Raw genomic sequence first — 11,688 nt, forward strand, 5'->3', positions numbered from 1 at the left:
ACACCAGCCCACACGACAGACCAAATCGGGTATTGTTGGCCAGATGAATGGCGTCGTCGAAGTTGTCGTAACGCCACACGCCGAGCAGCGGACCGAAGACTTCCTCATCCGGCACGTTTGCCACATCGGTCAGTTCGATTATCCCCGGTGCCAGCAGGGAGGTACCCACTTGCACTCGCCGTGGAGCCAGCAAAGTGCGACCGCCAAGGGCTTCAAGACGATGCCAGGCATCATATACGTGCTGTGCCGCTTGTTGGGAAATAAGCCCGCCGATAAAGGGTTGCGGCTCGTCATCCCAGTTTCCCGGAACCAGACGCTGACTGACTTCAACCAGGCGCGCCAGAAATGCATCCCCCTGCGCCCCTTTTTTTACCAGCAGCCTACGAGCGCAGGTGCAACGTTGCCCGGCGGTGACAAACGCCGACTGAATGGTCAGATGCACTGCCGCATCAATATCTTCCGGATTTTCAATAATCAGCGGGTTGTTGCCCCCCATCTCCAGCGCGAGGATTTTTTCCGGCTGCCCGGATAACTGTCGATGCAACTGATAGCCCGTATTGGCGCTGCCGGTAAACAGCAGGCCGTCAAGGTCTTCCAGCGCACTCAACGCCTGCCCCGTTTCGCGCCCACCCTGCACCAGATTCAGCACTCCTGGCGGTAATCCTGCCTGCTCCCACAATTTTACTACTGCCTCACCGGTCCACGGGGTCAGCTCACTGGGTTTGAAAATCAGTGTATTACCCGCCAGCAGAGCCGGAACAATATGACCGTTGGGCAAATGACCGGGGAAGTTATACGGACCAAAAACCGCCAGCACGCCGTGGGGACGGTGACGCAACGTCGCAGCACCATCTGGCAACTCATTATGTTGCTCACCGGTACGTACATGATAGGCTTTTACGGAGATAGCGATTTTATTGATCATCGCCGTCAATTCTGTCGCGGCCTCCCAGCGTGGTTTGCTGGTTTCCTGTGCAATAATCGCTGTGAGTTCTGTTTTATTGCTCTCCAGCAAGGCGGCGAATTTCTCCACCACCGCCTGACGTGCGGCAAAAGGCTGTTTTGCCCAACCAGGGAAAGCTGCACGCGCTGTATGACATGCCTGGGCCACCTGCGAGTCATCAGCATCATTTCCTTGCCACAGGGTATCGCCACTCACCGGATTGGTTTTCACCCGACGTTCACCCAGACCCGTTACCCAGTCGCCATTTATCCATAATGTCATGCTGTTTTCTCCTCTGCACAAAGACGAACTAAACGGACCTTGTCGCCCGCGTGGCACTTCAGGGCATCCAACTGCGCCGCCGTTAACACCAGGCGCTGAGTATGCGGATCGGCGCGAACCAGCATGACGCGGAAGTTGTGATAGTTTTCATTGGCAACCAGACAGGCCGGATATTCGCCTGGTGCCGGTTGTCCTTCAACAACCTCCACCAACCTGCTTTTGCGAATAGCCCGAACCCGGTCGATATCGCATTCCAGCGTCGGCCCACCGTCGAAAATGTCAATATAGTTACGATAGCGAAACCCTTCCTTCTCCAGCACCGCGCGGGCAGGTGCGGTTTGCGGATGCACTTCGCCAATCACGCTTTGCGCTTCGTCCGACAAGAAATGGGTATAAATAGGATGCTTGGGCATCAATTCAGCAATAAATGCTTTTTGCCCTGTTCCACACAGAAAATCAGCCCTGCTGAACTCCATTGAGAAAAAGCGCTTCCCAAGGCTTTGCCAGAACGGGGAGTAACCGTGTTCATCGATCACTCCGCGCATTTCTGCCACTACTTTTTCGTTAAACCGGTCACGGAAGGCGGCCATAAACATAAAACGCGATTTCGACAGTAAATAGCCGTTGCCTTCTTTTCGCCAGTCCGGATCGAGGAACAGGGTACACAGCTCACTGCTTCCCGTATGATCGTTACTGAGAAACAGCGTCGGCAGCGCGTTATAAACGTTCAGCTCTTTCGAGGCATGCACCAGGGTACCCACCCGATAGTTATACCAGGGATCATTAAGTCCAACCGCCACTTCGATTGCGCAAATTCCTGCTACCGTACCTGTGGCGCTGTCTTCGAGCACAAAAACATACCCCTGCTCGCTTTTCGGCAACTTGCCCTGCCAGGTTTGCAGCGAACGTTCAATTCTCGCCATAAGAGTGGCTTCATTCGCCGGAAGCGACGTCAATCCGCCACCGGTCTTACTGGCAAGTTGCATTAACGCCGTAATATCTGCGCGTTCAATGGGACGGATCACCATCATGATGAACCTCCTGCTGTAATGCGTTCACAGGCCAGTGCAAAGCGATCCAGTCCGGTGGCAACTTCTTCTTCGCTGACGTTCAACGCTGGCGCAAAACGCACTACGTTCCCACCAGCAATCAGCACCATCACCCCTGCACTGGCGGCTTCTTGCGAGATCAGTTTGGCTTTCCCGGCAAACTCTTCATTCAGTACGCAGCCGATTAACAGGCCAAGTCCACGAATTTCACTAAATAATCCAAAACGTTCGTTAATGGCGTTGATACGCTCCACAAACCAGTCGTGACGCTGTTTGACGCCGTTCAATACTTCCTGTGTGTTAACAATTTCCAGCACTTTCCCGGCCACCGCAGAGGCCAGCGGATTTCCGCCGTAAGTGGTACCGTGTGTGCCCACCGTCATCACACTGGCGCATTGCTCAGTCGTCAATAACGCGCCAACAGGAAAACCACCGCCCAACGCTTTGGCCGTCGTCAGCAGATCCGGCGTCACGCCGTAATGCATATAGGCATACAGCTCGCCAGTACGACCGACTCCGGTCTGCACTTCATCGAAAATAAGCAGCGCATTGTGTCGATCGCATAATTCACGCAGCCCCTGTAAAAATGCTTTCGTTGCCGGTACCACGCCACCCTCGCCCTGGACTGGTTCCACGATAACCGCGCAGGTTGCGTCATTAATCAACTGGCTGGCAGAATCCAGATCGTTATACACGGCATGGCGGATATCTGGCGGCAACGGTGCAAAATCCTGCGAATAGGCTGGCTGCCCCCCGGCGCTTACGGTAAACAGCGTGCGACCGTGGAAGGCATTTTTAAAGGCCACGATGCCACTTTTCTGGCTACCGAAACGATCGTGAGCATATTTACGCGCCAGTTTTAGTGCGGCCTCGTTAGCTTCCGCACCAGAGTTACAAAAGAAAACGCGCTCGGCAAAAGTTGCATCAATCAGTTGTTTCGCCAACCGCAGTACCGGCTCGTTGGTATAGCCATTTCCGGTATGCCAGAATTTACTCGCCTGATCGTTTAATGCTTCACGTAACGCCGGATGTGCGTGCCCCAGCGCATTAACCGCAATGCCTCCCGCGAAATCGATATACTCTTTACCCTGCTGATCCCACAGACGCGAGCCTTCACCACGAACCGGAATAAAAGGCGCCGGAGCGTATACGGGCATCATCCATTCATCAAAATTTTCACGCGTAACTGACAGAGACATAGCGACCTCAACGGTAAATAAAAAGTTATTTATATGTTAAATAATATAGTGTTTGCGCTGTAAATGTAGATTGCAGGGTTCGTGCCAGCCAGCGAAAAAAATGCATAAACGGAGTGAGGGAACGGAATATCAACAGGTTATAACCCAGCGATATTCACTGTACGTGCATATAAAGTGAATATGTTTGCGCACTGGGCGACTAAACAGAGGAAAAAGCGAAATATTATTCAGTTACCAAATATAATTCTGGAATTGTGATCATATACGAAATTTATCGGAAATTATTGCTCTATTCTGACGCACTCCGCGCCAAAACAGTGCAGTTTTTGCCCCATCGTTAACACCTTTAGCAGTCATTGTTGGAATCAGGTGACAAGTGGCAGTCAGCCAGCAGAAATTCTGCTACCATCCTTGCACTATTCACCTTGCAAAGTGGCAGCGACTATGAAATTTGTCTCTTTTAATATCAACGGCCTGCGCGCCCGTCCTCATCAACTGGCAGCTATTGTCGAAAAACACCAACCCGATGTTATTGGCCTGCAGGAGACAAAAGTTCATGATGATATGTTCCCTCTCGAAGAGGTAGCAAAGCTGGGTTACAACGTTTTCTATCACGGTCAGAAAGGGCATTACGGCGTAGCGTTACTGACGAAAGAAACCCCGGTGTCTGTACGTCGTGGCTTCCCGAACGATGACGAAGAAGCCCAGCGCCGTATTATCATGGCGGAAATTCCTTCATCTCTGGGTAACATCACCGTCATCAACGGCTATTTCCCTCAGGGTGAAAGCCGTGACCATGAAACCAAATTCCCGGCCAAAGCAGCGTTCTATCAGAACCTGCAAAACTATCTGGATACCGAACTGAAGCGCGACAATCCAGTGCTGATCATGGGAGACATGAATATCAGCCCAACCGATCTTGATATCGGCATCGGTGAAGAGAACCGCAAGCGCTGGCTGCGTACCGGAAAATGCTCTTTCCTGCCGGAAGAGCGTGAATGGATGGAGCGCCTGCTGGGTTGGGGGTTGGTGGACACCTTCCGTCATGCTCATCCGGAAACAAACGACCAGTATTCGTGGTTTGATTACCGTTCAAAAGGCTTCGACGACAACCGTGGCCTGCGTATCGACCTGCTGCTGGCAAGCACTCCGCTGGCAGAGCGCTGCGAAGAAACCGGGATCGACTATGAGATCCGCAGCATGGAAAAACCATCCGACCACGCACCGGTGTGGGCAAAATTCCGCGTGTAATCCATACCATCGCCTTTTCTCCAGAGCATCGCCGCTCTGGAGAGCGGATATATCCTGAGCAAAATCAATAAAATAACGGTAATACATTGTTACGTCCGGGAATTTATTATATCTTCCGCCCACTTTTCGCTTGCGAAAACGCGTCAGCGCACATGGTTTACAGGAGTGCCCCTATGAAAAAGAAGTTCGCATAAGGCAGAATACAGGCTACTGATTGTCGCCGCATTATTCTGCGTTCTGACGGGAGCTGTCCATTATTACGGTCTGAGTGACCTGATAACTAATTTCCATCATCTACAAGACGCCATCCGTCAGAGCGGTATCTTTGGCTACACGTTATATATCCTGCTTTTTATCGTGGCGGCGCTATGTCTGATCCCCGGCAGTATTCTGGTGATCGTCGGCGGGATCCTCTTTGGCCCACTGGTTGGCACCCTTATTTCCCTGGTAGCGGCCACCGTAGCCTCGGCGTTGTCGTTTCTACTGGCCCGCTGGCTTGGCCGCGATCTGCTGCTGAAATATGCCGGTCATACCACCACCTTTCAGGCAATCGAAAAAGGCATTGCCCATAGTGGGATTGACTTTTTGATCCTCACCCGGCTCGTTCCGCTATTTCCATATAATATTCAAAATTATGCTTACGGGTTGACCGCAATCTCTTTCTGGTCGTTTACTTTTACTTCAGCAGTTACCACCTTGCCCGGTATCTTTATCTATACCCTGATGTCGCACGAGCTTGCCCAGGAAGGCATCACTCTGGCATTTATCATTAAACTCAGTGGGGCAGGCATTGCATTATTCGCCCTGGTACAGGCGGCAAAAGCCTGGGCCCGGTGTAAACGTGTCGATCCCTCTGCCCATCGTGAGCAAACAGGTAAATGATGAAGCGAAATAAAGCGCACCTCATAAAGTTTTGCCGGATCGGGCTGATTATACTGCTGCTGTTGGCGCTGATGGCGTGGGTATGGATACCTGCCGTAAGCGACTTTCTCCGGCAAAGCCTGGCGGCATTTGCCACGGTTGATCAGCATGCGCTTGAGAATTTCATTCGTTCCTGGGGTACTCAGGCAGCAGTAGTTTCCTTCTTTTTGATGATTTTGCAGGCAATTATCGCCCCGCTTCCGGCCTTCCTGATCACATTTGCGAACGCATCACTGTTCGGCGCATTCTGGGGAGGCGTACTGTCCTGGACCAGTGCCATGGCGGGTGCGACGTTATGCTTTTTTATTGCCCGTATTTTAGGCCGTAGTGCGGTGGAAAAATTGACCGGAAAAACGGTGCTGAAAAATATGGATGCCTTTTTTGAGCGTTACGGCAAACATACTATTCTCGTGTGCCGCCTCCTCCCTTTCGTCCCTTTTGACCCGATAAGCTATGCCGCAGGCCTGACATCGATCCGCTTTCGCCACTTTTTCCTCGCCACCGGCATTGGTCAGTTGCCCGCTACCATCGTCTATTCATGGGCCGGGAGCCTGTTAACCGGAGGCGCATTTTGGTTTGTTACCGGGCTGTTTGTGCTTTTTGCGCTGACCGTGGTTATCCCGGTCGCGCGAAGCCTCTATCTTGAGCGGCAGAGGAAACAGTCCTGAAGCCTGCATTCACTCATTATCAAGGAAATATTATGCGTTACTGCTTATTGTGCCTTGGTTTACTGCTCTTCCCCCTGGCAACTTTTGCGCAGGATGCGAACTGGCAGCAGATCAAAAACGAAGCCCGAGGGCAAACGATTTGGTTTAACGCCTGGGGAGGCGATAACGCGGTTAACCAGTATCTCGACTGGGTTAGCGGTGAGATGAAAACACATTACGCGATTAACCTGAAAATCGTACGTCTGGCAGATGCAGCCGATGCCGTTAAACGCATTCAAACGGAAGCCGCTTCCGGGCGTAAAACCGGCGGCTCAGTCGATTTGCTGTGGGTTAACGGCGAAAATTTCCGTACGCTAAAAGAGGCTAATCTGCTACACACGCACTGGGCGCAAACGCTGCCCAACTGGCGCTACGTTGATACCCTGAAGCCTGTGAGCGAAGATTTCTCCATCCCGACTGACGGGGCTGAATCGCCGTGGGGCGGCGCGCAGTTAACCTTTATCGCCAATCGCGATGTTAGCAAACAACCACCACAAACCCCGCAGGCATTACTGGAGTTTGCTAAAGCCTATCCCGGTACGGTGACCTATCCGCGTCCCCCTGATTTTACCGGTACAGCATTTCTCGAACAGTTGTTAATTATGCTCACCACTCAGCCACAAGCGCTGAAAATTGCGCCCGAACCTGCGACGTTTGCCGACGTTACCGCCCCATTGTGGCAGTATCTTGATACATTACATCCCATGTTATGGCGTGAAGGTAAAGACTTTCCTCCCACTCCTGCGCGCATGGATGCACTATTGAATAGCGGAGCGCTGCGTTTGTCGTTGACCTTTAATCCCGCGCACGCCCAGCAAAAAGTGGCCAGCGGTGAATTGCCTCAAAACAGCTACAGTTTTGGCTTTTCACAAGGGATGATTGGCAATGTGCATTTTGTCACTATTCCGGCTAACGCACGGGCCAGAGCCGGGGCGCAAGTCGTCGCTAATTTCCTGCTCTCTCCCGAAGCGCAACTGCGTAAGGCCGATCCCACTTACTGGGGCGATCCTTCGGTGCTTGACCCGCAAAAACTACCCGCTGAGCAGCGTGAAGCGCTACTGGCACGGATCCCAAAAGACCTGCCCGCTGTACTTCCTGAACCCCATGCAGCCTGGGTAAACGCACTGGAACAAGAATGGCTACGCCGTTACGGTACGCATTAATCCTGTTGATATGGGGCATCATGGCGGCAATCTATTTGCCGCTGGTGCCCGCTGCTTTCGATCTCATCACACCTGCGCTTACCAGCCTCAACTGGCTGGTGCTTTTTGCCGATCCACAGTTACCGCAGGCACTACTGGCGACGCTGGTTTCCGTTACCCTGGCAGCCACTGTTGCGCTGGTCATTGCACTGATGGCGCTCCTCGCATTGTGGCCCGGCGCGGGCTGGGCTCGTCTGTGTACCCGACTCCCCTGGTTGCTGGCCATTCCACACGTGGCATTTGCCACCAGCGTCCTGTTACTATTTGCTGAGGGCGGTATGTTCTATCGCGCACTGCCCTTTCTTACCCCGCAGACCGACCGCTACGGAATTGGCCTTGGCATTGCGCTGGCGGTTAAAGAGAGCGCCTTTGTATTATGGATCCTCTCCGCTCTGTTGAGCGAAAAACAGCTCTCGCAGCAGGTTATCGTCCTGGACTCACTGGGCTATAGCCGACTGCAATGCCTGAACTGGCTGGTATTGCCCTCCATCGCCCCGGCATTAGGTAAAGTTATGCTGGCCGTAGTTGCCTGGTCGTTGTCCGTCGTTGATGTGGCGATAATCCTCGGACCTGGCAATCCGCCGACGCTTGCTGTATTGAGCTGGCAATGGCTCAGTCAGGGAGACAGCGACCAGCAGACGAAAGGTGCGCTTGCCAGTTTGCTACTGGTGTTGTTACTGGCCATTTTCGCACTGATCGGTTTTCTTTTCTGGCGATGCTGGCAACGAGCAATCCCGACGATAAGCGGAGTACGTCAACGTTTGTCCTCCTGTTCATCCGGGCGCTCACTGGCACAACTACTTCCCGTTAGCGGTGTGTTATGTGCAGGGATTCTGGTATGGGTTGCAGACTTCTCTTCGGTGGTTCCTGAGACACTATTGACCAGCCTGCAGATGGGATTAATCTCCAGTGTACTGGCATTAATAACACTTTTCTTATGGCTGGAATGGGGACCACAAAGTGGGAATAATTGGGTGTGGCTGCCGATTATCCTGCCTGCGCTACCCCTGGTCACCGGGCAATATACGCTGGCTCTACACGCGGAGCTGGATGGTCTGTTCCTGACGGTTATCTGGGGGCATCTGCTGTGGGTAACGCCATGGATGCTGTTTGTGCTCAAACCGGCGTGGCAGCGTATTGATCCACGACTGATTTTGATCGCCCAAACTCTTGGCTGGACGCAGGGCCGCATCTTCTTGCAGGTAAAATGCCCGCTGTTATTGCGCCCGGCGCTGATTGCCTTATCAGTAGGATTCTCCGTCAGCATCGCCCAGTACATGCCCACCCTGTGGTTAGGCGCCGGGCGTTTTCCCACGCTCACTACCGAAGCTGTGGCATTGAGCAGCGGCGGTAGTACCGCTATGCTTGCAACACAGGCGTTATGGCAGCTTCTGTTGCCTCTGTTGGTTTTCGCACTGGCGGCATTACTCTCTGCGTGGATTGGCCGCTTACGACAAGGACTCCGTTAATGCTTATCGTGAAAAACGTTTCCCTATGTCAGGGTGCGAACGTGCTGCTACAAGCAGTCAATTTCCAGGTTAAGAAAGGTGACATTGTCACTATTATGGGCCCATCGGGCAGCGGCAAGTCGTCGCTGTTTTCATGGATGGTTGGAGCCCTTTCGCCTCAACTTCAGGCGTCTGGCGAACTGTGGCTCAACGATAAACGCATTGATTCACTCCCCACAGCACAACGTCAGATTGGCATCCTGTTCCAGGATGCACTGCTGTTCGACCACTTCAGCGTTGGGCAAAATTTACTGCTGGCATTACCGGCTTCCCTGAAAGGCTCCGCCAGACACGATGAAGTTGAACACGCTCTTAAACGTGCAGATTTGGCCGGTTTTTTTCACCGCGATCCGGCTTCATTGTCCGGGGGACAGCGCTCGCGTATCGCGCTGCTGCGCGCGCTGCTGGCACAGCCACAGGCGCTACTACTGGACGAACCGTTCAGTCGCCTGGATACGTCGCTTCGCGACACATTTCGTCAGTGGGTGTTTAACGAAGTTCATCAGCAGGGTATTCCCGTGGTACAGGTTACCCATGACGCGCAGGACGTGCCGCCTGGGGGTTCTGTTTTGCAGATGGTGCAGTGGACGTGAATGTGGCGATATGCTGCGTTAACGCAAGGATTTTACTTAACTGGCGGCACAGAATGTCGTCTTCTTTTTTCAACGTCGGGCTATTCGATGAAACGTGTTTCTCAAATGACCGCGCTGGCACTGGCTTTAGGGCTGGCTTGCGCTTCTTCCTGGGCTGCTGAAACCGCGCAGACGCTCACCTTCAACCAGTTACAGCAAAAACAAGGCGCGGCAATCGATACCCGTCAGAGCGCTTATTATAACGGCTGGCCGCAATCGCTTAATGGCCCTTCTGGACATGAACCTTCCGCCCTGAATCTGTCTGCCGCATGGCTCGACAAGATGAATGATGAGCAACTCTCCGCCTGGGTTCATCAACATCAGTTAAAAACCGATGCCCCGGTTGCACTCTATGGCAACGACACTGATATGCAGGCCGTCAAAAATCGCCTGCAAAAGGCCGGCTTTAGCCATATTTCAACGCTCAGCGATGCGCTGCAGGATCCAGCTCGCTTGCAACGCCTGCCGCACTTCGAACAACTGGTCTATCCGCAGTGGCTGCACGACCTTCAACAGGGTAAAGAGGTCACAGCTAAACCGGCTGGCGACTGGAAAGTGATCGAGGCCGCCTGGGGGGCGCCGAAACTCTATCTGCTCAGCCACATCCCGGGAGCCGGATACATTGATACTAACGAAGTCGAAAGCGAACCGCTGTGGAATAAAGTCTCGGACGCTCAGCTAAAAGCGATGCTGGCAAAACATGGAATTCGCCACGACACAACGGTCATTCTGTATGGCCGCGATGTTTACGCCGCAGCACGTGTCGCACAAATCATGCTGTACGCGGGTGTAAAAGACGTTCGCCTGCTCGACGGTGGCTGGCAAACCTGGTCCGATGCAGGATTACCGGTTGAACGCGGTACTGCGCCAACGGTGAAACCAGAACCGAATTTCGGCGTAACGATCCCTGCCCAACCGCAGCTGATGCTGGATATGGAACAGGCGCGTGGCCTGCTGCACCGCCAGGACGCGTCGCTGGTCAGCATCCGCTCGTGGCCAGAGTTTGTCGGCACCACCAGCGGATACAGCTACATTAAGCCAAAAGGTGAGATTGCAGGCGCTCGTTGGGGCCACGCAGGGAGCGACTCCACGCATATGGAAGATTTCCATAACCCGGACGGCACCATGCGTAGCGCGGATGACATCGCCGCAATGTGGAAGCAGTGGAATATCCTGCCGGATCAGCAGGTCTCTTTCTATTGCGGCACCGGCTGGCGCGCCTCTGAGACGTTTATGTATGCCCGCGCGATGGGCTGGAAAAACGTCTCCGTCTATGACGGCGGCTGGTACGAGTGGAGCAGCCATCCGAAAAACCCGGTCGCCAGCGGTGAACGCGGCCCGGAAAGCAGTCAGTAACCTCTCGCTAGCCCTGACGCTGAAGTGACTTCAGCGTCAGGTAGCCACTCCAGATCCGCGTAAAGGTTGTCATCCAGCACAGCGCGCCAAACACCCAGGCCATCACTGCAAAATATCCAGGGAAAAGGCAGCCCAGAACAAACAACATAATTGTCTCAGTGCCTTCGGTCAGTCCACCCAGATAATAAAATGATTTATGTGCATAGCCAGGGTTATCAATCTGGTGTTTCGCTGCCAGTGCCGCAAAGGCCAGGAAACTGCTGCCGGTGCCAATAAAAGCAAATAGCAACCAGCCACCCGCCAGCGCATTTTGCTCCGGTGCCGCCAGAATAAAGCCAAACGGTACTAAGGCGTAAAACAGGAAGTCGAGCGCAATGTCGAGGAATCCCCCCGCATCGGTTAATCCTCTGCGACGCGCCAGCGCCCCATCCAGACCATCAAACAGACGATTGAGCACAATGGCCACCAGCGCGGCCAGATACCAGCCTGATGCCAGTTATCTTTCTCTTATACTCTTCTTTCTCTTCCTTCTTTTCTCCTTTTTTTTTTTTTTTTTTTTTTTTTTTTTTTTTTTTTTTTTTTTTTTTTTTTTTTTTTTTTTTTTTTTTTTTTTTTTTTTTTTTTTTTTTTTTTTTTTT

General features: G+C 52.9%; 11 protein-coding genes and 1 pseudogene. 7 read left to right on the forward strand and 5 right to left on the reverse strand.

From position 1 onward, the window contains the following. The 3 genes from astD to astC all read right to left on the reverse strand — a co-directional run. On the reverse strand, window positions 1–1,225 hold a 1,225-nt coding region (gene astD, locus OH663_RS25215), incomplete at its 3' end, for a succinylglutamate-semialdehyde dehydrogenase (RefSeq protein WP_263525904.1). Continuing rightward, a complete protein-coding gene (astA, locus tag OH663_RS25220) occupies window positions 1,222–2,256 on the reverse strand; it encodes an arginine N-succinyltransferase (protein ID WP_045442043.1) in 1,035 nt (344 codons plus the stop codon). The genes astA and astD, both read right to left, overlap by 4 nt. Then, window positions 2,253–3,473, reverse strand: a complete 1,221-nt coding sequence (gene astC / locus OH663_RS25225; RefSeq protein ID WP_200011617.1) for a succinylornithine/acetylornithine transaminase — start codon at window positions 3,471–3,473, stop codon at window positions 2,253–2,255. The genes astA and astC overlap by 4 nt, the downstream gene beginning before the upstream one ends. Window positions 3,474–3,917: 444 nt before the next feature. On the opposite strand from astC, the gene xthA reads away from it, so the two are divergent. From xthA to OH663_RS25260, 7 genes are all read left to right on the forward strand, one after another. Then, window positions 3,918–4,724 (forward strand): exodeoxyribonuclease III, encoded by an 807-nt coding sequence (gene xthA / locus OH663_RS25230; protein WP_045442034.1) that lies wholly within the window; start codon window positions 3,918–3,920, stop codon window positions 4,722–4,724. 210 nt (window positions 4,725–4,934) lie between these two features. Next, entirely contained in the window at window positions 4,935–5,606 is a 672-nt protein-coding gene (locus tag OH663_RS25235; protein WP_263525906.1) for a TVP38/TMEM64 family protein, read from the forward strand. After that, a complete protein-coding gene (locus OH663_RS25240; protein WP_413814480.1) occupies window positions 5,606–6,313 on the forward strand; it encodes a TVP38/TMEM64 family protein in 708 nt (235 codons plus the stop codon). The genes OH663_RS25235 and OH663_RS25240 overlap by 1 nt, the downstream gene beginning before the upstream one ends. Before the next feature lie 32 nt (window positions 6,314–6,345). Then, window positions 6,346–7,515 (forward strand): ABC transporter substrate-binding protein, encoded by a 1,170-nt coding sequence (locus OH663_RS25245; RefSeq protein WP_200011614.1) that lies wholly within the window; start codon window positions 6,346–6,348, stop codon window positions 7,513–7,515. Then, complete coding sequence (locus OH663_RS25250; RefSeq protein WP_200011611.1) at window positions 7,488–9,023, forward strand: ABC transporter permease family protein; 1,536 nt, start codon at window positions 7,488–7,490, stop codon at window positions 9,021–9,023. Before OH663_RS25245 ends, OH663_RS25250 begins: the two co-directional genes overlap by 28 nt. Further along, complete coding sequence (locus tag OH663_RS25255) at window positions 9,023–9,655, forward strand: ATP-binding cassette domain-containing protein (protein WP_200011608.1); 633 nt, start codon at window positions 9,023–9,025, stop codon at window positions 9,653–9,655. The genes OH663_RS25250 and OH663_RS25255 overlap by 1 nt, the downstream gene beginning before the upstream one ends. A gap of 87 nt (window positions 9,656–9,742) precedes the next feature. Beyond that, window positions 9,743–11,050 (forward strand): sulfurtransferase, encoded by a 1,308-nt coding sequence (locus OH663_RS25260; protein WP_048222712.1) that lies wholly within the window; start codon window positions 9,743–9,745, stop codon window positions 11,048–11,050. A 7-nt stretch (window positions 11,051–11,057) separates the two neighbouring features. On the opposite strand, the pseudogene OH663_RS25265 reads toward OH663_RS25260, so the two are convergent. Together OH663_RS25265 and OH663_RS25270 are read right to left on the reverse strand one after the other, a co-directional pair. Beyond that, window positions 11,058–11,546: pseudogene (locus OH663_RS25265) on the reverse strand (CDP-alcohol phosphatidyltransferase family protein); the annotation flags it as partial. Further along, window positions 11,488–11,688: hypothetical protein (locus OH663_RS25270; RefSeq protein ID WP_263525905.1), on the reverse strand; the 201-nt coding region annotated here is incomplete at its 5' end. The pseudogene OH663_RS25265 and the gene OH663_RS25270, both read right to left, overlap by 59 nt.

It is taken from the genome of Citrobacter sp. Marseille-Q5395 (assembly GCF_947057495.1).
GTDB lineage: Bacteria > Pseudomonadota > Gammaproteobacteria > Enterobacterales > Enterobacteriaceae > Citrobacter > Citrobacter murliniae.

Coding starts and splice junctions, on each gene's coding strand:
- OH663_RS25250 (WP_200011611.1), top strand. CDS start 7,488: ATGGCTACGCCGTTACGGTACGCATTAATCCTGTTGATATGGGGCATC.
- OH663_RS25240 (WP_413814480.1), top strand. CDS start 5,606: ATGAAGCGAAATAAAGCGCACCTCATAAAGTTTTGCCGGATCGGGCTG.
- astA (WP_045442043.1), bottom strand. CDS start 2,256: ATGATGGTGATCCGTCCCATTGAACGCGCAGATATTACGGCGTTAATG.
- xthA (WP_045442034.1), top strand. CDS start 3,918: ATGAAATTTGTCTCTTTTAATATCAACGGCCTGCGCGCCCGTCCTCAT.
- astC (WP_200011617.1), bottom strand. CDS start 3,473: ATGTCTCTGTCAGTTACGCGTGAAAATTTTGATGAATGGATGATGCCC.
- OH663_RS25255 (WP_200011608.1), top strand. CDS start 9,023: ATGCTTATCGTGAAAAACGTTTCCCTATGTCAGGGTGCGAACGTGCTG.
- OH663_RS25260 (WP_048222712.1), top strand. CDS start 9,743: ATGAAACGTGTTTCTCAAATGACCGCGCTGGCACTGGCTTTAGGGCTG.
- OH663_RS25245 (WP_200011614.1), top strand. CDS start 6,346: ATGCGTTACTGCTTATTGTGCCTTGGTTTACTGCTCTTCCCCCTGGCA.